General features: G+C 57.4%; 24 protein-coding genes and 1 tRNA gene. 13 read left to right on the top strand and 12 right to left on the bottom strand.

What is annotated here, in order from left to right:
* Positions 1-2: 2 nt before the first annotated feature.
* Positions 3-464 (bottom strand): (2Fe-2S)-binding protein, encoded by a 462-nt coding sequence (locus BK659_RS07035; protein WP_123424879.1) that lies wholly within the window; start codon positions 462-464, stop codon positions 3-5.
* A gap of 281 nt (positions 465-745) precedes the next feature.
* Here BK659_RS07035 and BK659_RS07030 point away from each other — a divergent pair, with 281 nt between their 5' ends.
* Positions 746-1,249, top strand: a complete 504-nt coding sequence (locus BK659_RS07030; protein ID WP_123424371.1) for a VOC family protein — start codon at positions 746-748, stop codon at positions 1,247-1,249.
* Positions 1,250-1,532: 283 nt separating this feature from the next.
* A complete protein-coding gene (locus BK659_RS07025; protein WP_123424370.1) occupies positions 1,533-1,817 on the top strand; it encodes a hypothetical protein in 285 nt (94 codons plus the stop codon).
* Positions 1,818-1,886: 69 nt separating this feature from the next.
* On the opposite strand, the gene BK659_RS07020 is transcribed toward BK659_RS07025, so the two are convergent.
* Positions 1,887-2,087 carry a hypothetical protein gene (locus BK659_RS07020; protein WP_123424369.1) on the bottom strand — a complete coding sequence of 67 codons (201 nt, stop codon included), beginning with the start codon at positions 2,085-2,087 and terminating at the stop codon, positions 1,887-1,889.
* Between the two features lie 194 nt (positions 2,088-2,281).
* On the opposite strand from BK659_RS07020, the gene BK659_RS07015 reads away from it, so the two are divergent.
* Positions 2,282-2,611 carry a DHCW motif cupin fold protein gene (locus BK659_RS07015; RefSeq protein ID WP_123424368.1) on the top strand — a complete coding sequence of 110 codons (330 nt, stop codon included), beginning with the start codon at positions 2,282-2,284 and terminating at the stop codon, positions 2,609-2,611.
* 81 nt (positions 2,612-2,692) lie between these two features.
* Here the strand turns inward: BK659_RS07015 and fabV are convergent, their stop codons facing one another.
* A complete protein-coding gene (gene fabV, locus BK659_RS07010; RefSeq protein ID WP_123424367.1) occupies positions 2,693-3,889 on the bottom strand; it encodes an enoyl-ACP reductase FabV in 1,197 nt (398 codons plus the stop codon).
* A gap of 293 nt (positions 3,890-4,182) precedes the next feature.
* Here fabV and BK659_RS07005 point away from each other — a divergent pair, with 293 nt between their 5' ends.
* On the top strand, positions 4,183-5,538 hold the full coding sequence (locus tag BK659_RS07005; RefSeq protein WP_221178142.1) for a hypothetical protein: 1,356 nt from the start codon (positions 4,183-4,185) through the stop codon (positions 5,536-5,538).
* A 33-nt stretch (positions 5,539-5,571) separates the two neighbouring features.
* On the opposite strand, the gene BK659_RS07000 is transcribed toward BK659_RS07005, so the two are convergent.
* From BK659_RS07000 to BK659_RS06990, 3 genes are all read right to left on the bottom strand, one after another.
* Complete coding sequence (locus BK659_RS07000; RefSeq protein WP_123424366.1) at positions 5,572-6,570, bottom strand: LacI family DNA-binding transcriptional regulator; 999 nt, start codon at positions 6,568-6,570, stop codon at positions 5,572-5,574.
* A 105-nt stretch (positions 6,571-6,675) separates the two neighbouring features.
* Positions 6,676-8,151: a glycoside hydrolase family 32 protein gene (locus BK659_RS06995; RefSeq protein ID WP_123424365.1), complete on the bottom strand. Its 1,476-nt coding sequence runs from the start codon at positions 8,149-8,151 to the stop codon at positions 6,676-6,678.
* Between the two features lie 13 nt (positions 8,152-8,164).
* Entirely contained in the window at positions 8,165-9,457 is a 1,293-nt protein-coding gene (locus BK659_RS06990; protein ID WP_123424364.1) for an MFS transporter, read from the bottom strand.
* Positions 9,458-9,619: 162 nt separating this feature from the next.
* Between BK659_RS06990 and BK659_RS06985 the strand changes: the two genes are divergently transcribed.
* The gene (locus BK659_RS06985) at positions 9,620-11,233 is read left to right on the top strand and encodes a carbohydrate porin (protein WP_123424363.1); all 1,614 of its coding nucleotides are present in this window, start codon (positions 9,620-9,622) and stop codon (positions 11,231-11,233) included.
* 530 nt (positions 11,234-11,763) lie between these two features.
* Positions 11,764-12,672, top strand: a complete 909-nt coding sequence (locus tag BK659_RS06980) for a pirin family protein (protein WP_123424362.1) — start codon at positions 11,764-11,766, stop codon at positions 12,670-12,672.
* Between the two features lie 50 nt (positions 12,673-12,722).
* Here BK659_RS06980 and BK659_RS06975 read toward each other — a convergent pair whose 3' ends face one another.
* Positions 12,723-13,493, bottom strand: coding sequence for a phytanoyl-CoA dioxygenase family protein (locus tag BK659_RS06975; protein ID WP_123424361.1), 771 nt, complete (start codon positions 13,491-13,493; stop codon positions 12,723-12,725).
* 98 nt (positions 13,494-13,591) lie between these two features.
* Positions 13,592-14,212, bottom strand: coding sequence for a cell wall hydrolase (locus BK659_RS06970; protein WP_123424360.1), 621 nt, complete (start codon positions 14,210-14,212; stop codon positions 13,592-13,594).
* 238 nt (positions 14,213-14,450) lie between these two features.
* Here BK659_RS06970 and BK659_RS06965 point away from each other — a divergent pair, with 238 nt between their 5' ends.
* Entirely contained in the window at positions 14,451-14,771 is a 321-nt protein-coding gene (locus tag BK659_RS06965) for a DUF2388 domain-containing protein (RefSeq protein WP_123424359.1), read from the top strand.
* 226 nt (positions 14,772-14,997) lie between these two features.
* Entirely contained in the window at positions 14,998-16,761 is a 1,764-nt protein-coding gene (locus BK659_RS06960) for an L-lactate permease (RefSeq protein WP_123424358.1), read from the top strand.
* 74 nt (positions 16,762-16,835) lie between these two features.
* On the opposite strand, the gene BK659_RS06955 is transcribed toward BK659_RS06960, so the two are convergent.
* Positions 16,836-18,194 (bottom strand): MATE family efflux transporter, encoded by a 1,359-nt coding sequence (locus tag BK659_RS06955; RefSeq protein WP_123424357.1) that lies wholly within the window; start codon positions 18,192-18,194, stop codon positions 16,836-16,838.
* A gap of 283 nt (positions 18,195-18,477) precedes the next feature.
* Here BK659_RS06955 and BK659_RS06950 point away from each other — a divergent pair, with 283 nt between their 5' ends.
* The gene (locus BK659_RS06950) at positions 18,478-18,888 is read left to right on the top strand and encodes an SHOCT domain-containing protein (RefSeq protein WP_123424356.1); all 411 of its coding nucleotides are present in this window, start codon (positions 18,478-18,480) and stop codon (positions 18,886-18,888) included.
* Positions 18,889-18,893: 5 nt separating this feature from the next.
* Here the strand turns inward: BK659_RS06950 and BK659_RS06945 are convergent, their stop codons facing one another.
* Complete coding sequence (locus BK659_RS06945; RefSeq protein WP_148050418.1) at positions 18,894-19,502, bottom strand: sce7726 family protein; 609 nt, start codon at positions 19,500-19,502, stop codon at positions 18,894-18,896.
* 787 nt (positions 19,503-20,289) lie between these two features.
* Between BK659_RS06945 and BK659_RS06940 the strand changes: the two genes are divergently transcribed.
* From BK659_RS06940 to BK659_RS06930, 3 genes are all read left to right on the top strand, one after another.
* Complete coding sequence (locus tag BK659_RS06940; protein WP_221178141.1) at positions 20,290-20,958, top strand: dihydrofolate reductase family protein; 669 nt, start codon at positions 20,290-20,292, stop codon at positions 20,956-20,958.
* Between the two features lie 299 nt (positions 20,959-21,257).
* Positions 21,258-21,332 (top strand) — tRNA-Gln (locus BK659_RS06935).
* Positions 21,333-21,631: 299 nt separating this feature from the next.
* Positions 21,632-22,285 (top strand): peroxiredoxin, encoded by a 654-nt coding sequence (locus tag BK659_RS06930; protein ID WP_123424354.1) that lies wholly within the window; start codon positions 21,632-21,634, stop codon positions 22,283-22,285.
* Positions 22,286-22,655: 370 nt separating this feature from the next.
* Here the strand turns inward: BK659_RS06930 and BK659_RS06925 are convergent, their stop codons facing one another.
* Positions 22,656-23,027: a hypothetical protein gene (locus tag BK659_RS06925; protein WP_123424353.1), complete on the bottom strand. Its 372-nt coding sequence runs from the start codon at positions 23,025-23,027 to the stop codon at positions 22,656-22,658.
* A gap of 309 nt (positions 23,028-23,336) precedes the next feature.
* On the bottom strand, positions 23,337-24,218 hold the full coding sequence (locus BK659_RS06915) for a LysR family transcriptional regulator (RefSeq protein WP_123424352.1): 882 nt from the start codon (positions 24,216-24,218) through the stop codon (positions 23,337-23,339).
* 102 nt (positions 24,219-24,320) lie between these two features.
* Between BK659_RS06915 and BK659_RS06910 the strand changes: the two genes are divergently transcribed.
* On the top strand, positions 24,321-25,391 hold the full coding sequence (locus BK659_RS06910) for an alkene reductase (RefSeq protein WP_123424351.1): 1,071 nt from the start codon (positions 24,321-24,323) through the stop codon (positions 25,389-25,391).
* Positions 25,392-25,616: the final 225 nt, after the last annotated feature.

Raw genomic sequence — 25,616 nt, 5'->3', positions numbered from 1 at the left:
TGTCATGCCTCCCCGATTTGCGCAGCACGTTTGACCGCTGCGCGAATGCGCGGATAGGTCCCGCACCGACAGATATTGCCCGACAGTGCCTGATCGATATCGCTGTCGCTCGGCGACGGGATTTTCGCCAACAAAGCCGCTGCCGACATGATCTGCCCCGACTGACAGTAACCGCATTGCACCACGTCGATCTCGGCCCAGGCGCGCTGCACCGGGTGCGAACCGTCGCTCGACAGGCCTTCGATGGTGAGGATTTTTTGCCCGTTGGCGACAGCCGCCGCCGGGGTGATGCAGGAACGCAACGGCGCACCGTCGACGTGCACGGTGCAGGCGCCACACTGGGCCATTCCGCAGCCGAATTTGGTGCCGGTCAAATGCGCGACATCACGCAATACCCACAACAGCGGCATGTCGCCGGGCACTTCAAGGGGTTGGTCTTTGCCATTGATATTGAACGTCAGCACGGCGATTTCCTCAGTCACTCACGGTGTCCTTTCACGGCGTCACTGTGGCAACGAGTGCCTACGCGCGCCTCGGTTTATCCATTGAGCTAAGCGCAATTTTCCCGAGACCTTGATTTGCGCGACCACCGGTCACAAAAAAGGGCTTCGCCGACCAGGAAGTACGCTCGAAAACGCAGACTCCACATACAAATACTCTTGCCTTGTCGATTGACGGCGACTCCGCACGACCATCGACTGACTACGCTAATAGTCCAGCCTGATCATTCATAGGGAGAACCTTCATGTCGCGCATTCAGAAACTCACGCCCTGCCTGTGGTTCGACGATCAGGCCGAAGCCGCCGCACAGTTCTACTGTTCGGTGTTCGAACATTCGACCATTAACGCCATCACCCACTATGGCAAGGCCGGTTTCGAGCTCCACGGCCGGCCCGAGGGGTCGGTGATGACCGTCAGTTTCGTACTGGATGGCCAGACCTTTACCGCGCTCAACGGCGGCCCGGTGTTTCGCTTTAACGAGGCCATCTCGTTTCAGGTCAACTGCCACACCCAGTATGAAGTCGACCACTTCTGGAACGCGCTGTCGGCTGGCGGCGACAAACAGGCCCAGCAATGTGGCTGGCTCAAGGACAAATTCGGTTTGTCCTGGCAAATCGTGCCCGTCGCGCTGATGGAAATGATGACCGACAGAGACACCACGAAATCCCAGCGCGCCATGCAGGCGATGTTGAAGATGAAGAAACTCGACATCGCCACACTCCAGCGAGCCTTTGATGGCGAGAGCTGATACACGCCCGGCCATGGAGTTGGCTGTCCGAAAAGATCGCAGCCTGCGGCAGCTCCTACAGGGAAACGCGTTCGGACGATCCTGGCATTACCCCGTGCAACCCTCGACATTTCAGATCGAACGCGGCGGTCACACCGGTGTCATTAATAGTAATGGGATCGCGGCCTCTGACCATCCTCACACCGTTGAACGGGGAGCGAGTCCAGACAGTGCAGAGTCACCGATATGGAGATGGCAAGTGACCCTTGCGCTATGCCGAAATCATTGCGAAGGAGATCCACCGATGGTGACTCACTATAAGACTGCCGGGCACCTGGCCTGCGGCCGCCATGGCAGCAACCTCACGTCCACGACCGAATTTGCCCGCGTCAAATGCCGTAGCTGCCGTAATACCGACGCGTTCAAGGACGCCCGAAAAGACGCTCGCAACGCTGCACGCCGAGCGGCGCGTAGAGCCAAAGTCCCACATGCCGCGATTGACTGGCGCGCGTCCTGGATCAAAAGACTCAGCGAGATGCCGGGCCAGCAACGGCTCCCACGGGGATTCAGTGGCCAGCCCTACGTTTAGGGTTGTGAAGGCAACTGGATCAGTACGCCGATGATTGCCATCGGCGTATCTGGTTTGCAAATTGCCTAATCAGTCGTGCTGCAGCAGCCCCGAACTGTATTGATTAAAGTTGTTGCCGATCGCGCTACCGCCAAAGCTCATCTTGTTGGCGCTATGGCCGTCGAATTGATGGCAGTCCTCTGAAAAACAGCTGCTGGTTGTCACGCCAGAGCACGCGCTCAACAACAACGTGCCGGTGATCAAAAAGGCTTTGACGAGGTTCAACTTCATTTTTCAGTTCCCCTTGGCTGGAAACGAGGCGATGCACGATCCGAGATAACCATCCTACGCCGCCAGACCACCCGAAACATAATGAAACATTACGCTCGGACAGCATGGGTTCAGTTTCTGAAGAAGCGCCGTCATTTGACAACTCACCTCCAGCTGGGTAAATCGGTTCACTCTCCCGACTTCAAGAGCTCGCCATGGATATAACAGCCATCCCGTTCGGCACGACCGACTGGTCGACCATCGAACCCACCGTCCACGCCGGCGAACGCGGCAGCGCCTATTGGCGCACCCGCCAGTTCGGCGCAATTCGCGTCCGAATGGTCGAATATACCGCCGGTTACCTGGCAGACCACTGGTGCTCGAAGGGCCACATCCTGCTGTGCCTTGAAGGCGAACTGCACACCGAACTCGAGGATGGCCGCCAATTTGTGCTTAAACCCGGCATGAGCTATCAGGTGGCGGATAACGCTGAGCCTCACAGGTCGTCGACGGTGACAGGGGCGAAGTTGTTCGTGGTTGATTGACCTCGCCTCGAAAGGCTGAAAGCAAAAGGGGCGGACTTATTTGAAAAATAAATCCGCCCCCTTCTTTCCTACTCTTGAGACTTAAGCCTGAACCAGATTGGAGATCTTGACGTCCGGATCGACGTCAGCCTCGTAGTCCACCCCTTCGATCCCAAAACCGAACAGACGCAGGAATTCCGCCTTGTAACCGGCAAAATCGGTGAGTTCGTAAAGGTTGTCATTGCTGACCTGATCCCAGAGTTGCTTGACGCGGTCCTGAACTTCAGGCGCCAATTCCTTGTAATCCGCGCGCAGACGCCCTTCTTCATCCATGACGGGAGGATGGCCGAACAAGCTGTCTTTGTAGAGCGCGTAGACCTGCTCGATGCACCCTTCGTGTGTGCCCTGCTCTTTCATGACCTTGAACAACAAGGACAGATACAGCGGCATGATCGGGATCGCCGAACTGGCCTGGGTCACTACGGCTTTCAATACCGAGACCCGCGCATCGCCGCCCAGATCCGCCAATCGCTCACGAATACTCAGGACTTTCTGATCCAGGTCCTTCTTGGCCGCGCCAATGGAGCCATTCCAGTAAATGTCGTGCGTCAGCTTTTCGCCCAGGTAAGTGAACGCAGTGGTTTTCGCCCCCTCGGCCAGAACGCCCGCTTCGTGCAGGGCGTCGATCCACATCTGCCAGTCTTCGCCACCCATGACCTTGACGGTACCGTCGATTTCTTCCTGGGTCGCTTCGGCCAAGGTGGTCACGTTGACCTCTTCCTTGTCGGTATTCAGGCCGCGCTGGGTAACCGACTTGCCGATCGGCTTGAGCGTCGAGCTGTAGACTTCACCGGTTTTCGGATCGGTACGACGCGGTGCGGCGAGACTGTAGACCACCAGGTCGATCTTACCCATGTCGCGCTTGATGGTCTCGATGGTCAGGCGCTTGACTTCATCGGAGAACGCATCACCGTTGATGCTCTTGGCGTAGAGGCCTTCTGATTCGGCAAACGAGTGAAAAGCGGCGGTGTTGTACCAGCCGGCGGTGCCGAGTTTGCCCTCAACACTTTCACGCTCGAAGAACACACCCAGTGTCTTGGCACCGCAACCAAAAGCCGCCGTGATGCGTGCAGCAAGTCCGTAGCCGGTCGATGCACCAAGCACCAGGACATTCTTTGGCCCATCGGTGATCTGTCCTTGTGCACGGACGTAGTCGATCTGATTCTTGACGTTGGCTTTGCAGCCAGTGGGGTGGGTAGTCACACAAACAAAACCACGAACGCGCGGTTTAACGATCATAAATATCTCCCTCTTCCAAGATGCCGAGAGCCAATACTGGCTATAAAAGTCATAGACGCTGGGAAAACCAAAGCGTCACGGCGGCGGGCCTATTCATCGACCTCACTGTCCGGGCCTATCGCGGATCGAGAGCATACCCTCGATGATTTGAGCCGCTGTTTCCAGTCGGAAATTGGCGTTATTCAAAAACAACCTAACATGGGGCGGTGACATTCTGGACGAACCTGTTTCCATTGCTAGCGTTATCCGTAGAAACACCTCAGTTTGTCAGGAGAAGTCCGGTGAGTAAGCCCATGGAAGAGCCTTACGGTGGTAGGCAAAGGACTTATCTGTTCAAAGAGTCGCACCTGAGACCACGGCAACGGGCCCTGCTTCTTGCGCTGATTCTGTTGTTCATCAATGGTGTCGGTCGGTTGTTCATGGTCGAAGTGGTCGGACTTGATGGCGCAATCCTGCATCTGGTGGTGGTACTCACTGCCTTCGCCACGGTGATCTGTGGCGCCCCACTCATCATGTTTCTGAGCCTGGGCTGGTTTACCCGCTACAGCGAATTCCAGAACAGCTTGAAGGGCGGTGCCCTGGCGGCCTATCTGCAACGTTTCTGGTCGACCAGTCTGATCCATTCACTCCAGGACGAAGGCAAGCTGAGTCAGACCGGTTCAGTGGGTGATTGGCGAGCCTGCTCCGACAACAACCCGGAACTGTGCGAGCGTTTGTTTGCGCGGATCTACCATGAGCAATATGGATTGGTGCCGTTTATTGTGCCTTTCATCATTCTCTTGATGGTGGCTTATGCCGCGGCAGCCTTGGTCGCCTCCAACTACGTCATCCCGAACTGCGACCACACGCTTCAAGTGGCGTGCGTGTATAAGCTCGGGATTCCACTGCTGGTTAGCTCGCTGGCGGGGGCTTTCATGTTTGTCGTGAGCGACTCGGTCCTCAGTATCCGCCGCAAATCACTGAACATTTCCGATGTGTATTGGTACTCCCTGCGCCTGTTTCTGGCCATTCCTCTTGCTTTGGTGATCATGAATGCCGGCGCTGGAGATGGCCTGCACATCGTCACCGCCTTTGCTTTGGGTACCTTGCCGATAGATCCGCTGATGAAGGTCGTGCGAAGACTGGGCTTTCCCCAACTCACCGACCAGGACAAGAGGGACGGCAGTTCAGACAAGTTGCTTGTCCTTGAAGGCGTGACGCTGCCTGTGGTTGCGACGCTGGAGTCAGAGGGTATTAACTCAATCGAGCAGGTTGCCGCGGCTGATCCGGTATTGCTTTCAATCCGCAGCGGATTCCCCTTCAGGTTCACCTTGCGCCTGGGCTCTCAGGCTATCGTGCGGCGCCATCTGGGAGAAAACGCGGCCAGGCTACTTCCGGTGGGGCTTGCAGATGTCGTCCCGGTTTTCCTGCTGGTACGGGCACTCGATACCCCAGCGGTGCCAACCGAGAACTCCTCCGAAAAGTACGACGGACCGTTTCCGCGGATCGAGGCACCCGATGCGATCGTCCAGAACGCGGCCATTCGCCTTTTCCCCGATGACAATGACCTACAACGTCAGGCCATCACCCGAATGAAATTTCGTCAAATTGCAGCCGAAGAATATACGGTGATGCTGGCACGGATAACGCCACCCGATACCGGGTTGTAACGGCAAGGGGGAGCCTTTCAGCCGTGGCAGCTGTCACCAGGACTTACGGTCCACGAGGGGGCACGAAACCCTATGGATAGAGGGTTCATTCCTGCATTCGATCAAGTGCTGAGCGGCACGGCGGCCCATTTCGTAATACGGGAGTTGCACGGTGCTCAGCGGTGGATAGAACAACTCGGCAACGCCGATCATGTTGTCGTAACCAAGTACCGCCACCTCGGCGGGAATGCGCAGACCGCGACTGAGCAGATATTGATAAGCGACCAACGCAATGCGGTCGTTGCCACAAATAAGCAGGTCGAAGGCCGGCTTTCCATCCGCCCCCCGCAATTGCTGCTCCAGCGCTACAACCGTTTCCTCATAGGCGTCATCGGTCGACAGGTTGTATTGGGGAACACTGTTCAGGGACACACCGGACTCTGCGAGGGCGCGAACCAATCCCTGCTGACGCAACTCCCAGGCGAGACTGCTTTGCGGCAGATTGATGCACAACGGATGCCGGTAGCCACGCTTCAGCGCCTGCCGTACGGCCTGGTACTGACCGTCTTCGTCATCGGGTACGTAACAGGCCACGCCTGGCTCTGAACTCATGCAGTTGCTGAGTACCAGCGGCAGGCTGCGGAGCACCTGGGGAATCTCGACGGTACGAAGCTGCATGGCACTGAAGATGATCCCGTCGGGCTGATGCGAGAGCATCAGGTCGATGGTTTGCTGACTCGGTGGAGTCTCGAACACGTTGAGAATAAAGACGTTCCAGCCGTTTTCTCGTGCCGTGCGCTCCATTGAAAGCAGCATTTCTACGGCGAACGGGGTTGTCGCGGTATCAAGCGCGAAGACTCCAATGGTCTTGCCACTGGAGTGACCGCCACGGATCTTGCGCGCAGAAAGGCTGGGGACGTATCCCAGGGCCTCGACCGCTTGACGAACTTTCGTCAGGGTTTCCTGGTTGAGTTTTTCCGGGGTGTTGAGCGCCCTGGAAACGGTCATGAAGGAAACCCCCGCCAGCCGTGCGACATCTTTAACTGAAGCCATTCGCGGGTGCCGTTGTTTGTCTGGCCGGGCATCATGTCATGCTTGGCAAAAGCATGACAACACGATGCCCGGCAGCAGGCTGCACGAATGGAATGCCTGGGGTGCTCAGAGCTTGAGATCGGCCAGGCTCCAGACAGAAATCTCCCCGAACACCCCCGCCCCGTTGACCGCGAAAGCGCTGACAACAAGGCTGTCGGGCCGAGGGTAAATCCGGCTGCTCAGACTATAAGCGCCGTCGTCGACGAAAACCTCGATGGACGAGCGATCGAGGAAAATCCGCAGAGCGATCCGCGTTTGCTCCGACGTCACAGGTACGCTACGAACACCGCTCACGCCAGCTCCCGAGTGTTGCCTGTCGAGTATCAGGCGGCGGGCCATGGCATCGAAATACAGCAATGTCCGTTCCTGCTGGTCTTCGCTACAGCGCAGCGCCAAACCAAAGCGCTCGGCTGTGCTGCCGGCCAGGTCCAGTTCGAGCTCAAACTCCAGCAGAGCACCGCGAACGTCAAGAGTACGGTGCTGCGACTCGAGCTTCCCTATGTCCAGCGTTTGTCGTGACTGCCGTAGCGCTGTCAGCTCACGTGCCGGACGCATGCGTAGCCGGTCGCCGTCGCGGCTGACTTCACGCGGCAACGACAGCGCCCCACACCAGTGCTGTTCCTGACTCGGCATAGGACTGTCCCACATGTCCATCCATGCCCAGAGCAAGCGGCGTCCGTCCGGAGCCAGCAGGGTTTGTGCGGCATAAAAATCGTGACCGTGGTCGAGCTCGCGCAGCCGGCTGCTCTCGATGAAGCAGCCGGAGTTGTCCAATTGGCCCAATCGATAGCTGTTCTGGAATTTGTTCCAGTTGTCGTACCCACTGGGCTTCAGACCTTGCGGCGAGTACAGAAAAACGTCGCATCCATCCAGTTCGAATACGTCCGGACACTCCCACATGTAACCGTCAGACTCGCGTTGGCCGTCCAGGGCACAGCCGAGGTAATCCCAATGATGCAGGTCCTCGGAGCGATAGAGCAAAAGCTGCGGGTCGTCCCCTTGACGAGCGCCAAGCGCCATCCACCATTGGTCTGCGCGCTTCCAGACCTTCGGGTCGCGGAAATGCATGATATCCGGATGCGGTGGCGTTTCGATCACAGGCCCATGCTTGGTGAACGTGAGGCCATTCGTGCTGCTGGCCAGGCACTGCACCTGGTGAATTTTTTGGTCATCACCCGGCTCCCCTAACCAGGTGTGCCCGGTGTAGATCAGATAAAGCGTATCGCCGGCAACGACAGCCGATCCGGAAAAACAACCGTCTCGATCGTAAGTGTCGCTGGGGGCCAGCGCTATCGGCAGATGCTCCCAGTGCACCAGATCGCTGCTTTTGGCGTGGCCCCAGTACATCGGCCCCCACTGCGCCGAGTAAGGATGATGCTGGTAGAACACGTGGTATTCGCCTTGAAAATAGACCAGCCCATTTGGGTCATTCATCCATCCGGCCGGGGGCGACAGGTGATAGCCGAGGCGATAGTCGTTGCCGCGTTCGGGGAGTTTTTTTTCGATGGCGCGATGCGCTTCGTCCAGCAATGCAGCGTGCATGGCTTGATCCTTACTAGGGTTCGTAACGGTTGGCTGATTGAGCCATGGCAGGAAGTTCTATCGAATCAAGAGCTCTTGCCTGGGATGATTGGCGGACAGGGTCCGCGCGTAACAACGACCATGACAGCAGCAGGCAACTGCCTACCAGGCCAGCCATCGCTACATAAACGCTCGAGAAACCAACATGGTCGTAGCCGTAGCCCACAAGTGGCGACAGCAGCATCGCGGTCAATTGCTGGGCGAACTGGAATCCCACCAGATAGATCGAGGCCGACAGCCGCGAATCAAAGTTGAACGAAATGTATTTGAATACCGAGACCAGCAGGATGGGGACTTCAAGGGCGTGCAACATCTTGCAGGCGGCGATGGTCCAGGCATCCGTTGCCAATCCGGAGCCAAGAATACGGACGAACATGATGCTGCCAGCCAGGATCAATCCATACTTGGCGCCTGTACGGCCGACCACCCATGGCGCGAACAACATCAAGACGGCTTCGAGCAAAACCTGGGATGAATTCAGGTAGCCATAGGCCCGGGTACCCTCCTCCGGGGTTGAAAAAAACGAAGAGAAATACACGGGAAACTGCTGTTCGTAGATCATGTAGATTCCACAAACCCCGGTCAGGTACAAGCTGAATGCCCAGAAGCGCGGCAGTGTCAGCAACTTCCAAAGATCGTTAAGCCGCACTGGCATGGCTGCTTCACCACCCGTTTGCATTTGTGGCTTTTTGAACCGGGTCAGATCCAGCTGGAACAGGATCAGCAAAAATACGATCCCGGCGGCGCTGCTCATATAGAACGCAATGTCCGGGTCAATGTTGAAGACCACGCCGACGACGCCCGTCGCACTGGCCCAGCCCAGCGAACCCCACATTCTGGTAGTGCCGAACTCGAAGCCCGCGTGACGCGACAGTCGCTCGGTATAGGACTCGATGACGCCCACGCCCGCGAGCATGGCAAACGCCAGGAAAGCCGCCCCGACCACGGCCCCCAACACCACGTTCTGGGCCAATAGGTTGGCGTACACGTAGATCGCAAAGGGGGCCGAGGCGCAGAGCAGTACGCCAATCCATACCAGCAACTTTTTCGACAAGCCAAGCCGATCCTGCAGAGCGCCATAGAACGGTTGAATCAGCAGTGCCGCAATGGCGTTGGCGGCAAAAATGAACCCGGTTTCCGTTCCATTCAGACCGATGACTCGATGAAGCCATATCGAGAACAGCGAGTAGCTGGATGACCACGAAAAAAAGAAAAAAAACAGCAAACCACTGATGAGCCAGTACTCACGTTTGACTGATAGCTGCATGTGACGACCCTCTTGTTTTTATTTAAGTTAACGTTAACATCGCGGTGCATTACGCGTCCTCTCCCTGTTCGTTGTCAAGTGGATCCGAGTACCAGGGGTGGGGATAAGGATCTGTTCAACAGGTCTTTGCAGTACCCGAATACAAAAACAAGAGGGTTACCTATGAGTGCTGTGGTCTGTCGGCCTTTGGCTGGCATTTCTTTGCTTTTTCTCTCCACTCAACTGCTCGCCGCACCGGTGCAAAGCATTGAGGAACGTCTTGCCAGGCTTGAAGCCAGAACCTCCGTCGCCGAGGCCCGAGCCTTGCTGGCAGAAGCTGACGCAGCTCGATTGCGCAAGGAAGTCGAGCAACTCAATCAGCAAATCGCGATTCCTCCGCCGGCGACCGCTCAAGCGTCCCTCAATGAGCGCGTTGCCCGGATAGAGGCGAACCAGCAGGTCCTTGAAACCCCTCCCCCGATGACCGCGTCTTCAGCCAGTTCGACCGAGCATCTGAGCGATGGCTTCACGTTCGGTGGATATGCCCGCTCCGGGATAGTGACCAACGGATCAGGTGCCGGTCATGGCGGCCCCTACGTAACTCCCGCAGGCTCCGTGGGCGGTGCCGTTGGCAGGCTTGGCAATGAAGTCGATACCTACGTGGAGGCGAAGTTTTCGAAGGAAAGCCAAGCCGGCAACGGTACGCATTCGAAATACACCTTGATGCTCGCCGACGGTCTCGAAACACCCAATGACTGGACCGCAGCAGAAAGCTCACTCAACGTGCGGCAGGTCTACGCCGAACTGGACCATCTGGCGTCCTTTCGAGACAACCCGCTGTTGCGCGATGCAACGCTGTGGGCGGGCAAGCGCTTTGATCGGGACAATTTCGACGTCCATTGGCTCGACAGGGGGATCGTGTTCCTTGCCGGGACCGGTGGTGGTATCTACGACGTGCGCCTGACCGATGACTGGCGCATCAATGCATCGCTGATGAGCCGCTCCTACGGCGACTTCGGTACCGAGGAAAACAAGGACATCAGGAGCTATGTCGCCACCCTCAATCAATTTTTCGATGAGGGGCGCTGGCAAATCATGCTCAATGGCATTTCCTCGGGCCAGAACGACGCCAGCCTGAACGAAAAGAGCAAACAGGCATTCGCCACAGATTCCCGGGTGAACAAGGCAGGGTTTAGCCCCGCCGCAAGCGGTACGCATGGCATGCTCGCCTACCATCGGCCAGATTTTTTCGGCCGTGAGGGCTACTTCAAAGCTGCGCTGCTGTATGGCAAGGGGTTGGGGGCGGAGGTCAACAGCATCGGTGCCGACGGTGACCTGCTGGACGAGGCTCAGACAGTGCGACTGGCGCTCTATGGCCATACTCGCCTGAATCAGGATTGGCGCATCGCACCGACGATGATTGCCGAGCACAGCAAGGATCGCTATGTCCCCGGCGACGACTATCGCTATGTGACGCTCAACCTGCGCTTGGCCAATGAACTGACCAGCAACTTCGAAATGCAATATGAGCTGAGCTGGCAGACGATGGACCTGAATGCGCTTGGCTATAAGGGTCGACAAACAGCCAATGGCGACTACTGGAAACTCACGTTCGCGCCCACGTTCAAGATGCAAACCGGAGACTTCTTCGCTCGTCCTGAATTGCGCCTGTTCGCCACTTACATGAACTGGTCCAGGGACCTCGATAACTTCAGCGCAACAGACGATTTTGGTCAGAAGGGTTTCAAGTCTGGCGGGAACTGGCAATTCGGAGCGCAGATGGAGACCTGGTTCTAGGAGCCTATTGGCGATAGCATTTTTCCATCCTGCCGCGCTTCCCCATGAATAAAAACGGTCTAAAAAGTCCGGCTTGCGCTTCGAACTTTTTGCTATTCTGAACATGTAGGTGAAGACGCAGACTGATGCGCAAGAGGATGGCGAGGAAACGTGGGGCGCGTTCCGAAGGGTACACGGTTAGAAAGATCTCCGCGCTGAGATCCAGCCCTTATGCCGTGTGAAGCAGAGCAGCACAAAACTGTTCTGTCAGAGTCCTGATAAACCTTGTAAGCCGGAGACCAGCACCGGTCACCTACTCAATTTCCCAAGCCCGCCCTGTGCGGGCTTTTTCGTGTCTGCAGGAGTCAGGTAAAACCTGGATCAGCCGCCCGGTGCGCAAACTCTCGCGCAGGATCGCAACTTCATTGAGATCCTGCACCGTATTACTTCCAAAAATGGACGAGTTCAAGCCAATTATAAGCGCTTATCAACGTATAACCGGCGGGATACGCTTACCCTAATTTCGTAAAGCTATCCAGCAAGGGTGCGACATGACACTTTCAACAGCGACATTGAATCCCCTTACCGCTCTTCAAAACGATACCTCGCGCAGCATAAGCCTGCGCACCCGTGGTCATGGGCACGGCCCCATTGTTCGACTCATGAGTCCCTCGGACCTCGGTCATTTACTCAAGCCGTTTGTGTTTCTCGATCTGTTCGCAGCGGACTCCTCGTTCATTGGCAACATGCCGCTGCATCCCCATTCGGGGATCGCGACCATTACCGTGATCACTGAAGGCAATCTGCGTTTTGACGATCCGGACGCAGGTACCGGACTCATTGGCTACGGCGGAGTCGAATGGATGCGTGCAGGCGCGGGTGTCTGGCATGGTAAAGAAATGTCTGCCGGCACCTCGAAGCGGATTCAGGGGTTTCAGCTTTGGATCGCGCTGCCCGCCGACCTGGAAAACGCACCTGTCGACAGCCAGTACCTGGAAGCATCTGCCATCCCACAGGTTGGGCCGGCGCGCGTCATCGTAGGAAACTACCAGGGTATCCAAAGCCCTGTACGTGCCCCCTCGGGCCTGAACTATCTGTTGGTGACACTGGCTGCGGGCCAACGCTGGGAGTATCAGCCACCGTCTGGACACGAGATTCTTTGGCTCAGCGTCAGTCGAGGAACGGTCCATTCGCCGGAGCTTATCCAGGCCGGAGAACTCGTCGTCTTCGAGCCAGGTAATGGTGCATTGAAACTTGAGGCCGGGGATCAGCAAGATGCGGTGTTTGTGCTGGGCTCGGCCATTCCTCACCCGCACGACCTGAAGATGGGTAATTACTCCGTGCACACCAGCCCGGAAGCGTTGAAAGCCGGGGAAGCAAAAATTGCGGAATTGGGCAACCGTCTGCAAGCAGAGGCCCGACAACGGTCCGGGTCGGGTTCAGTACCGATCTACAAATGACGCCACCTGGAGCGTGAGACACCCGCTATGCAGGCAGTCGCGAAAACGGGTCAGTCGTATTCCGCTTCCTGATGCTCTCCCAACAGGCGCCGTTGCCGTGGCGTCGCGGCAGCCAGCACGCTGGGGTTGAAGTGCCAATGCAGGTAGGGCGAAAACTTCTGCGCCACCATGCGCCGGCCATAGTGCACCTGCAACAGGTAGCGCGTGCGGTCGAGGGTTCGGTTGTCGCTACCGGCGTGCCATAGCTCACTGCGCAACATCAGAACATCGCCGGCCCGACACAGCAGCGGCTTCGCCGTACAGCCATGCCACTGGTTTTCGCCACGAGCAGGCGGCCGCCCGGCTCGGTGGCTACCGGGGATCACCCGAGTGGGACTGAGGTCGGCGTCGATATCGTCGAGGTAGAAATGCGCGGTGCAGATCTGCATCGGCAATTCGAAGGCAGGGTCGGCCAGCAGGCTTTGCGGCAACTCCATCACCAGGTAATCCAGATGCAGTTCGGCCCCGACGAAACCGGGATGGCAGCGCCAGGCGGTCTGGCCAATGATGTGACAATCGTCTCCCAGGGCAGCCTCGGCCAGTTCGATGATCCCGCTCAGGTCGAGAAACGGTAGCCAAAACGGGTCGCGGTTGAACACACACTTGTAATGATCGAGCAGGCCACTGTAGTCCCAGTGCTCGGGTTTCAAGCCATCGATAGCATTGCGCAGCGTGGTAATTTGGGTGCTATCCAGCACACCGGGCAGCACCACGAAACCTTCTCGGTGCAAGGCCCGCAGACGGTTGGCGGTCAGTGATGACAAGCGCCCGGAGGTGTCCATGTTGCGCACCCGAAAAATGCCGATAACTGCCACGCATACTGGCACTGCGCGGGGTGCTTCGCCATGTTTGCATCCTGACGAAGCCTGCACAAACGCGCCTATCGTGCGGTACCGTCATGCGGCTTATAGAACAGAAATTTTTTGGTCTCGGCGGTCCTGATGTATTTCCTGGCCCAGGCGGGCTTCATGTGCCGGGCATGGAAATACATGGCGCCATGGGTTCGGTCCGTGAGTTGGTGATTAAGCGCTTTACGCGCTATTTCCGTGGCAGCCGCGTAGGGAGCATCCTCGTCCGCATGATCCGAACGCCGATCACACCACCACGAAAACTGGCAGGCATGCTTTTCCGAGCCTTGCTTGACCACCTCGCAAACGGTACCTGGAAAGCCCTCATGGCCGATTCGGTTCAACACGACGTTGGCGACGGCTTCCATGTCGGCCGACTCTCCGCCTTTCGCCTCCCAGAAAATAGTGCGTGAAAGGCAGGTGATTGCATCCTTCAAAGGTGCTTTGCCTGCCGGATCGACCGCCTGCGCTTCAGAAGGCGTGATCGTCTCGGACTTGGACACAGGTGCCACACTGCCCTGTTCTGCAGTTTTCTGTTCCAGGACCTGCGCCTTGTCCACCGCCGCTTCCTTGTTTTGCGCCTGATCGGCCGCTCTCGCCTGGCCCCCGAGAAGAGCTATTGCGAGGCAGGTGGCTATCCATATCAGGCGCATGGTCGAACCTTCTGACTGAGTCAATTTTGCGACTCCGCTATTCGGTCGACACCGCGCTAGTCAGATCATTCCAACAGACTGACCGCAGGCAGCAATTGCCGCTGTGCATCAACCCGATCGTCCGCGCAATCCCCTGCTTTGTGCGCGGATATGCCGACAACAGGGAACTCCTGGCTGACGCCACACATCCAAAAATATGTAACACATCCGTTGCTTCACCCTTTCGGAGGACGCCGTCATGCGTCGCACATTTGTCATCTCTTCGCTAATACTTTGTTGTCTGCCCTTTGGTTCGGCCCTGGCCCGTGTGGATGCGCGTGATGTCGCCACCTCGGCAGGGGTTTCCGCGTCGCTGTACTCAACGTTCAAGGACCACAAATTGGTCGTTTCCGCCCGCGATGACGCCTCCAGCTTCGTGGCGAGTGGAGGCACGATTCGCGGCGCCTATCTGGAGTCGGAGTTGAAACGGATTCGACTCGAACATCCAGACCTCAAGGCCAGCGACGCAGATCTGGCCCAAGCGATCCTCATTCAAGCTGAGGCACCTGCTGATCACTAACAGTGTACGACGCACGTCAGTGATGAGCCCCCGCTGGGTGTAACGAGCGTTGCTTGTACTCGGAAACGGTGGATGGTCGAGCCTGTGACTCGCCATCCACGGGAGCCTGCATCCCCGATTTCAGCCACGCGCAGGCCTGCCAGCCCGCCGAGCAATGCCACCTATACTCAATTTCACCTCCCCCCTTGGGGCCTGCACTGCCAACAATAAGAAGCAGAGGTGGAACATGGTCTGGCAGCAAGTCTACGATCCTTTCGGTAACCCGGTGGTCTCGACGCTCATGGCGGCGTTACCGGTGGTAGTGATGCTCACGTCCCTGGCGTTTTTCCATGTGAAGGCGCATCTGGCGGCATTGCTGGCGCTGAGCACGGCCTTGCTGATTGCGATCTTTGCCTTTGGCATGCCGGCGAACATGGCCGGTTCCGCCGCACTGTTAGGCGCCGCCACGGGTCTGCTACCGATTGGCTGGATCGTGCTTAACATCATCTTCCTGCATCGGCTGACCACTGAAAACGGCTCGTTCAAAGTCCTGCAAGACTCCCTCGCGCGCATCACCGACGATCGCCGTCTGCAATTGCTGCTGATCGCCTTTTGCTTCGGCGCGTTCTTCGAAGGGGCGGCCGGGTTCGGCACGCCGGTGGCCGTGACCGGGGCCATTCTGATCGGGTTGGGCTTCTCGCCTCTGGCCGCGTCTGGCCTGGCGTTGATCGCCAACACTGCGCCGGTGGCATTCGGCGCCCTGGGCACGCCCATCATCACCCTGGCCAAGGTCACCGGGCTGGATGAAATGGAACTGTCGATGATGGTCGGCCGGCAGCTGCCGTTCTTCTCGGTGCTGGTGCCGTTCTGGTTGATTTGGGCCTTTGCCGGTTGGCGCAAGATGCTGGAAATCTGGCCGGCGATTCTGGTGGCCGGGGTCAGCTTCGCGGTGCCGCAGTTCTTCGTGTCCAACTACCACGGACCGATGCTGGTGGACGTGATCGCCGCGCTGATTTCCATGGCCTGCCTGACCGGTTTCCTCAAGGTCTGGAAACCCGCCCGCGTGCACACCTCCGCCGCCTTGTCGGGGCGAGTCGACGACTCAAAAATAGATGAATCCCAGGACGAAAAACCGCTGGCCAGTGCGACCTTTGCCAGCGATGCCCGGCCCGCCGTCATGCGCGCGTGGATGCCGTGGATCATCCTCACGGTCTTCGTCTTTGCGTGGGGCACCCAGGGCTTCAAAAACATGTTCGATACCCGCCCGGCCATGGACCCGCAAACCCACTCGGCCAAGCTCGATCCCCAAGGTAAGCCAATGAGCGAGGCGAACCCGATTTTCGCGCCGGCCCTGACCTTCACCACCCTGCACTTGCAGGTCGAGAAGGTTCCGCCCGTGGTGCCGCAGCCTAAGCCTGAGGAAGCGATCTACAAATTCACCTGGTTCACCAGCACCGGCAGCGGCATCTTGCTGGCGGCGATCTTCGGCGGACTGCTGATGGGCTACTCCATCCCGCAACTGGTGAGCCAATACCTGCGAACACTGTGGGTGGTGCGCTATTCGCTGATCACCATCGCGGCCATGCTCGCCCTCGGTTTCATCACCCGCTATGCCGGACTGGACGCGACCATGGGCCTGGCGTTCGCCGCTACCGGGATCTTCTACCCCATGTTCGGCACCCTGCTCGGCTGGCTCGGCGTTGCCTTGACCGGCTCGGACACGGCGTCCAACGTGCTGTTCGGCGGCTTGCAACGGGTGACCTCGGAACAACTGGGCATCAGCCCGATATTGATGGCCGCCGCCAACAGTTCCGGCGGGGTCATGGGCAAGATGGTCGACGCCCAATCCATCGTGGTCGCCTCCACTGCCACCCGCTGGTATGGCCATGAAGGGGAAATCCTGCGTTATGTGTTTTTCCACTCCATCGTGCTGGCGATTCTGGTCGGTGGGCTAGTCACATTGCAGGCGTATGTGGCGCCGTTCAGCCATCTGGTGGTGGGCGGACATTGATCGACGCGGGGCTGGATTTCGTCCTGTAGGCCCATGCCCGGGTTCTTCGTTCGGGCATGGAGCCTGGCTCCGTCTTACACCAACCGTTCAATTTTCTGATGCTGCCAGACGATTTTGTAATACGCCGTCTGCAACATCAGCATCCCCAGATACGCCACCGGAAACGCCATCCACACTCCTTGCAATCCGAACCGCGCATCCAGTAAATACGCCACCGGCAACTGCACCCCGACCACGCACACGATCGCAATCGTCACCGGCACCATCACCGTGCCGCTGGCGCGCATGATGCCGCCGATGATCGCCTGGAAACCGAACACCAACAGACTCCAGAGCATGATGTGCAGCAGGTGTTCAGCCATGGCCCGGGTGGATGGATCGGTGAGGAACAACCCCAGTAACCAGTGCGACAGCAGGTAACCCAACACCACCAGGCCACCGGTCAGCCACACGTTGATCAACAACCCCGTGCGCAGGATCGGCCCAATCCGCTCAATGCGCCCTGCTCCGATGGCCTGGGCGCCGAGGATCGATGCCGTGATCGCAATCGACAGCGCCGGGAACTGCACGTAATTGACGATCTGCGTCACCGCCCCGTACGCCGCCGTCGCCTGGGAACCATGCTGGTTCACCAGCGCCAGAATCACCAACTCCGACAGCGACAGCACGACCATCTGCAACCCCGTGGGCAGACCGATGCGCAGCACCTTGCCGAGGATCTCCATGTCCAGCCGCATCGCCGCAAAAAACGCCCGATCCGGCGCCAACGGATGCCCCTTGCGAAGCAACCGCCACGCCAACAACCCCATCGCCGACAGGTTACCCGCCAACCCGGCAAACGCCGCACTCTGAATCCCCATCTGCGGCAACCCAAACCAGCCGAGAATCAACGCCGGCGTCAGCGCCAGCCCGACACACGTCGACACCACCAGCGCCAATAGCGGCGACAGCGTATCGCTGACCCCACGCAACAATTGCGTGAACAACACAAACACCAACAGCGACGGCAAGATCCACATCATCACCCGCGCATACGCCACCGCATCATCCAGCACATCCACCGGCGTGCCCAACCCCTGCAACGCCGGCCGCGCAAACACACTCCCCACCACCGCCGCCCCCAACCCGATCATCGCCCCCAACAGCAACGTCGTCCCGGCAATGGCCTTGACCATCTGCGGCTCCCGCGCGCCCCAGGCCTGACCGATCAACACGCCCGCACCCGCGCCGAGACCGATGACCAGGGCGATGAAGAAAAACACGATCGGGAGCATCCCGGACACGGCGGCCAGGGCTTGGGTGCCGAGCATTTGGCCGATGTAGATGCTGTTGATTGTGCCTGACATGGATTGGAGGAAATTGGACAGGACCATGGGGGCGAGGAACAGGAGGTAGGTTTGCCAGAGGGGGCGTTGGGTGGTGGGTGCTTGCATGGGTGGGAGGTTCCGTCTCGGGATAGGTGTGTCTGTGACTAGAGATTCTACGGGATGACGGAATGCAGGAAGAGAACAATCTCTAGGAAATTGAATCCCTACCATTCGTAAAAACGGCTGTCAGCATTATTAATATTTTCAATAAGTTAAACCACATCACCAACAACCTGTAGCTAGAACGAACACAAAAAGTAGACCCAATGATGGCAATTCATTACCATCGATAATGACCCCTTGCCTGAAGGCAAAAAAATAACAGAGTCAAATAAAAAAGGAATTAAACATGATGTGGTTATGGATTGTAGGACTGATATTTGCTGGCATTGTTTACATGGCAATGCAAGCTGAAAAAGCAAAAAAAATCGCACTCCAGAAGTATCGAGAGGCATTGAGCCAACTTAAGCAGCAACCAGCTAACGCAGATCTGAGAGAAAGGGCCTTAGCGCTAGGCCGTGTCTATTCGAATCTAATGCGCGATAAAAAAGGCAATACTCTCTTTGATGAAGTGGCATTGATGAATGACATCAACGCCGCTTGCGCAGCTGCACATCAACAAATCCAACACAAAAACGAAACACCGTTGACAGACTCCGTCGAAAACCGACTACAGAAACTCTCCAACCTTAAGCAAAAGGGGCTAATTGACGAGACAGAGTTTCTTCAACGGAAACGTGAGATTCTCGAATCAATATAAGGCACTTACCTTTTACAGTCAGACGAAGATAATAGCGACGCTCTCTCTATTGACGACATACTCTGACCTGCTGAGTAACGAACTTTAAGCCTGCTTAAAACCTTATCTCGGATTAGCTCCCACTCTAGCGCCTCTGCGACTTCGAGGCGCACTTCCTTTATTTTCATAGCGCTTTTCGTTTCTACTTTGAATTCTTTACAAATCTCATCTAACTCGGATCGCCACAAAAGACCTGTAAGCGTGAACTTATCACACAATTTATTGCGCGTTGCTTTCCTAACCATGGCGATTGATCCTAGATCATCAACCACAAGAATCCCAACGCTTCTATGAGTGACGCCAAACGCTTTTTCTATGTGTTTGGAGTGACAGCAAAGCCAAACCTGATCAAAGCACGTGAGATAAGCCTCTTGCTGCCCTTCCCACCTGGACAGGCTATCTGATGCGGATTTTATTTCGAATGCCGTTAGCTGGCCATTGGCATGTACAAGGTCTGCGCGTCTTGCTTTGTTGATGAAGCAAAGCTCGCCAATGAAAACATCGTCTTCAGCATGAGGCATGGTCTTGGCGACCCATGTTTTGAGCAATTCGCGGATATGATCTGGAGTGTGCATGGCGCAGGAGTATAGCTTCTCTGCCCTGCGAAACCTATGCGCTATGTGGCTCAATCTGAGGAGTGGTGGCCCCCCGACGCGCCTCCACACATGTCCTACATCAATTTCAGAATTCAGCCCCTATCTCTCCTTCAACGACGACACCTATAGTCCCCCCTGTCGCATATCGGCGACCAGAATGCCGATCAGTTAAGTCAGTACGCAATCCGTAGCAGCTGGCGAAGCCTGCGTTCGGCTGCGAAGCAGTCGTAAAATCATGCCATGCGGTCCTCCAGATCGACCGGGGAGGCAGGATTCACGACTGTTGCACAGCCGAACGCAGGCTTCGCCAGCTGCTACGGGTCATACGTTGCCCCCGGGATCTCTTAACTGACTGGCATTAGCCTTCAAGGCGCCCGTTTTGTTTTTGGGGGATGCGAGCGACGCTTGGATCAGACCTGCCTCAAGTCGAATATCCATGCTCCATAATCGGGAACTCACCGCCCTTCTCTGCACAAAAAGTGCTGGCACAAAAAGGCAACAACCGACCCTGGCCATGATCGGGCGGTCGCGCCCGCTTGCTCTACTGCCATCCAGGCCCTTATCAACTACGCTTATGCCATATTGCGGGGGCCTGCTGCTTTTCATCCCAATTTAGTAGGGTGAAAAATGGCATGCGATTCATGCAAAACCAAGCCGGGAGCCGTTCTGCGTGAATTTTCCTACGGACTGCTATACCGAAGCGACCGCAGCTATACAGCAGAATCGCTGTCGAAATAGATAGTTAGGCGTCAATCGAAAGGAAGGCATGAAAATGACACGCGTCCGAGTTGAGGGTTTTACTATCTCGCTTGACGGATACGGAGCTGGTCCGAATCAGGACATGAGTCATCCGCTCGGCGTGGGCGGGACAGATTTGCACCAGTGGTTAGTCCCGACACGCACGTTCCAACGGACTCTGTTTGGCGCCGACGGCGGCACAACGGGGGTCGATGACGACTTCGCTGCGCGGGGCTTCAAGAATGTTGGCGCCTGGATTCTCGGAAGAAACATGTTCGGACCGATTCGCGGTTCCTGGCCCGACATGAACTGGAAAGGCTGGTGGGGGGACAACCCGCCCTATCACGTTCCAACGTTCATCTTGACTCATCACGCGCGCCCGCCCATCCAGATGGAAGGCGGAACGACATTCTACTTCGTCACGGGCGGTGTTCACGAGGCGCTTGACCGGGCGCGCGACGCAGCCAACGGAATGGATGTGCGCATTGGCGGCGGACCTGACACTATCCAGCAATATCTTCGTGCGGGCCTCATCGATGAGCTGCACGTCGCTATCTCGCCGGTCCTGCTGGGCGGTGGCGAGCGACTGTTCGAGGGCATTGACATGCGCGCTCTAGGATACGAATGCGTTCAGTTCGTTGCGTCGCAGAAAGCCACCCATGTTGTACTCCGGCGCCAAGGGCACAATGACGCCTGACAACCGGTTGCAGTGGACGGCGCTGCCCTGGGGTGAGCGTAAACCGGGAATTTGGGTCGGTGACTATTGAGTTGTGGGGCGCTGAAGTGACCGGGTCGATCCTCGATCAATAGCAAGTAGCTGTTTTCAAAACAATTTGTGCTTTTTTGCTCTTCCCAAGCGAAGCGAAAGTTGATAAATTTCCGCGCACTCTTGCAGAGACCCTTACAGGGCTTGTCGCAAAAGAAAGCAACATCTCGATGTTGTTCGCAAGCTGCAAAATCAGGAAGAGAGTGCCCGGCACTCATCGCAACAGATACAGGGGCGTCGCCAAGCGGTAAGGCAGCAGGTTTTGATCCTGCCATGCGTTGGTTCGAATCCAGCCGCCCCTGCCATTTTCCTTATATTCATCCAGATATGACGGGGATTGCCCTCTGTCAGTTTCTGCGCCCAGATCAAACGATCTTATATCCCCCGTTTTGCGCAAGGCCTGAGTCCGCGGTCTTATCCAGCATCCTGCCCCACCCAAACTTCTTACCTGTGACTCTGTGGGCTGATGCCGTCGCGTCAGCATGTCTTGATGCGTCTCCTATACTGACTCGCGTTGACACGCTCAACGCAGGCACCGAATGCCGTCGGACCCGCCGTCAGGGGTCTGGCAACTTCCCTACCCGTCACTGTAAGGAGATCGAACATGGCAATCCGCATTGGTGATGAAGCACCGGATTTCACCGCCGAAAGTACCGAAGGCCCGCTCCACTTCCACGAGTGGATTGGCGACAAGTGGGCCATTCTGTTCTCGCATCCGAAGGACTTCACCCCGGTATGTACCACTGAACTCGGTTACATGGCCGGACTCAAGCCAGAGTTCGACAAGCGCAACACCAAGATCGTCGGGCTCAGCGTCGACCCGGTCAGTGACCACCGGGCCTGGCTCGGTGACATCGAAGAAACCCAGGGCCATGCGGTCAACTATCCGATGATCGGCGACGAGAACCTGGTCGTGGCGAAGCTCTACGACATGATTCACCCGAATGCCTCTGGCGGCACACGCACCGCCGTGGACAACGCCACGGTGCGTTCTGTGTTCATCGTCGGCCCGGACAAGAAAGTCAAGGCGATGCTTATCTACCCAATGAGTGCCGGGCGCAACTTCGATGAAGTGTTGCGCCTGCTCGACTCCCTGCAATTAAACGCCAAGCACACCGTCGCCACCCCAGTGAACTGGCGTCCGGGTGACGACGTCATCATTCCCACTTCGGTGTCCGACGAAGAGGCCAGGAAGAAGTACCCACAAGGCTTCAAGACGGTGAAACCCTATTTGCGCACCGTGGCGCAACCGAAGTAACAATAACCGGCAAGGGCTCAGTCACGACTGAAACAAGGATCATGTGTCCGGGAGCAACTCTACACCGGACGGTATCGATTGGAGTGTTGACTGGGCTCCCCCACCTGACTACCGGCGCCGCGACGGCGGTCACCTTGAAGTTTTCCGCCGGCGGATTTATCCCGCGACTGCGCACTAGGGTCTGTACGAAAACTCGCCGAGCGGCGATCAGGCAAGGCAAAAACAGGCGAGGAAGCGGAGTTTAGGCCCCTAAATGAGCATTATCCGCTGCGCAGCCCCTTCGGGCCGTCCTTCGGACGTTCTCACTCCGTTCGTCCGAGCCTGTTTTTAACGCAGCCTGGTCGACGCGCAGGCAGTTTTCATACAGAGCCTAGCGACGATAGTAGCGGTGATCGCCCTCGTAGCGGTGCTCATGATGGCGCTCCCAATCACGACGGCGTTCGGCTTCCCGGCGCTCTTGCTCTCTGCGCCATTCGTCTCGGCGCCAATCTTCTCTACGATCGTGCCAACGGCCGTCATGCCAGTATCGGTCGTCATGGGCAAGCAACGGCCCTGGCTGCTTGCCGGCCATACCGGCCAAGGTCGGCCAAGGGTTTCCGGCAGCCTGGACCGGAGCCTGAACGGCTGCGACTTCAGTTGCAAAAACAGGGTTTGAGGTCTTCATCTGTGTTGCTGATGCCGAGCCCACTGCCGCAAACGCGAACAGGCCGAGGAGCACCATCCGTGGGACATAAAATTTCATGGGCGAAGACAACCTCTGATTGACAATTGGACGTGTCGCCATTTGGCTGCGGGAAACCTTCGGGTCGCGCTTACCGAGCTTTATGTGCTTATCCACATAGACCGATAAATAGGGAAAAGTTCTAGGAAGCCGCCACATAAATAGCCAACGGCTTCAACGCCTGGCACACCGCGCAGTCAATCCCAAGCCCCGCTCGACGTATGGCTGTGACTTGCTCTTCACGATCTGCTGAACCAGTGACGGCGGTACGTAAACTCCCTGATAACAGAAGCCCGTCTCGGAACCAGCGCAACCGTCGTAAGGACTGCGTCAGGCGTCTTGTAGTCGCTCACGCAGAAACTCGATAAACCGTTGGGTTTTCGCTGGCAACAGCCGCGTCTCGGTGAGGGCGTAAACCGGGATGGGCGCGGCCTGCCACTGCGGCAAGACTCTGCGCAACGTGCCATTGGCAACGTCCTGCGCAGCGATACCTTCCGCGAGTAATGCGATCCCCAGATCCAGCGTTGCCAGACGTCGAATCATTCCCACGCTGTTGAGTTCGAATCGACCGCCAATCTCGACCTCCACCTCCCCTTCACGGCTGGAGAGTGTCCAGCGGTCAGCACGCGTTCCGCGCAGCCGCAGGCATTGGTGATTTGTCAGATCCGAAGGATGAACAGGCTCACCAGACAGCTCCAGATAGCGGGGTGAGGCGTAAAGATAGCGTCGAAAACTGGCGAGCTTACGGGCGATCAGGTTCGAACTTGCAGGCTCGCCAATGCGAATAACCACATCAACCGGCTCACTCACCAAATCGACCTGACGCGGGGTCAGATCGAACTCGAAGCTGATACCGGGATAGAGCCGGGCAAATTCCGCAATCAGCGGCGCCAGGTAGATATTGGCGAAATCCACCGGGAACGAGGCCCGCAGTACACCGCTGGGTATGGCAAGCATTTCGCCTAGCTGCTCGTGCGCAAGCCTGGCCTCCTCGACAATGCGTTTGCAGCGATCGAAGTACAACTGCCCCGCCTCGGTCAGCTCGATCTTGCGCGTGGTGCGATGCAAAAGCCTTAGCCCGATCTCCTTTTCAAGGCCGCTTATCCGGCGCGACAGCGTCGAGTTCGGCATCCCCATCGCCTCCGCCGCCCGGCGAAAACTCCGCGCCTTCACGACCTCGACGAACAGCGCCATGTCGTTGAGAAATTCCAATCTCATTGCTCCATCAGTGGATCAGTCATTTCAATTTTACCCGGTTTATCCCGTATTCGGATTGATCAATGATAGCCATGTCGTTTACTGAGGAGCACCGCAATGAATTCGCTTTTTTCTCAAGTCCAGCTCGGTCGCTATAACTTGTCCAACCGTATGGTCATGGCCCCGATGACTCGTTCGCGTTCCGATGACTCCGGGGTGCCTACCGAGCTGGTGCCGACTTACTACGCGCAGCGCGCCGGTGCCGGGTTGATTATCACTGAAGGTGTGTTCCCTGTTGCGCTGGGTAAGGGCTACGTCCGCACCCCCGGTATCGAAACCGCCGAGCAGGTGGCCGTCTGGAAGCAGGTTTCCGAGGCTGTACATGCTCGCGGCGGACGGATCTTCATGCAGCTGATGCACTGCGGACGCATTTCGCACCCTTCGCTGTTGCCTGAAGGCGCCCTGCCACAAGCCCCCTCCGCGATCAAACCCGCCGGCCAGACCTGGACAGCGACGGGCCTTCAGGACTTCGTCACCCCACATGCGCTGAGCGTGGTTGAGATTGCCACTGTCATCGAGAGCTACCGGCAGGCCGCGCGCCTGGCCATAGAGGCCGGTTTCGACGGTGTCGAACTGCACGCAGCCTCCGGGTATCTGCCCGAGCAGTTCCTGTCGACGGGCAGCAATCAGCGCACTGACGAATATGGCGGTTCCGTTGAGAACCGTGCCCGGTTCGTGTTGGAAGTGCTCAACGCCATGGCGAGCGAAGTCGGCAGCGATCGTGTGGGCATCAAGATTTCCCCTGAAATGAACTTCAACGACATCGTCGATGCCAACCCGCAACACACCTACACCTATCTGGTCGAGCAGCTGCGTGGCTTGAATCTCGCTTATCTGCACGTTGCTATATTCGGCGCCAGCATCGACTACCACGCCTTGTTGCGCCCACTGTTCGACGGCAGCTATCTGATCGGTGGCGGGCTCGATCAACGCTCCGCCGAAACCTTGATCGCTGATGGTCGAGCAGACGCGGCAGTGTTTGGCAGCGCATTCCTCGCCAACCCCGATCTGCCCGAGCGTTTTCGCGCAGGCGCTGAGCTTAATGTTCCGAACAAGGACACGTTCTACGCACCGGGCGCGCAGGGGTATATCGATTACCCGGCCATGAGCCCGGCACGAAGCATCTGAGGAAACGGGCATGACGACCGCTACAGCGTATGCTCGCCGGTAGCTGGGCTACGCCGCAAGGGGGTCAGTTGGTGCAAGCGCTGATGACCGCGCTTCAAGGCTAAAGACTTCCTTGAGCGATTGGCAGAACCGCTCTGTGCTGCTCTGCCCAGTGACGAAAAAGCCCGGATAACCGTAATGCTGTTCACTTAAGCGGAGCAGCCTTACGGTCTACTGGAAAACGGG

The organism is Pseudomonas brassicacearum, from assembly GCF_003732225.1.
GTDB lineage: Bacteria > Pseudomonadota > Gammaproteobacteria > Pseudomonadales > Pseudomonadaceae > Aquipseudomonas > Aquipseudomonas brassicacearum_E.
This window is presented reverse-complemented; position numbering and strand designations above follow the sequence as displayed.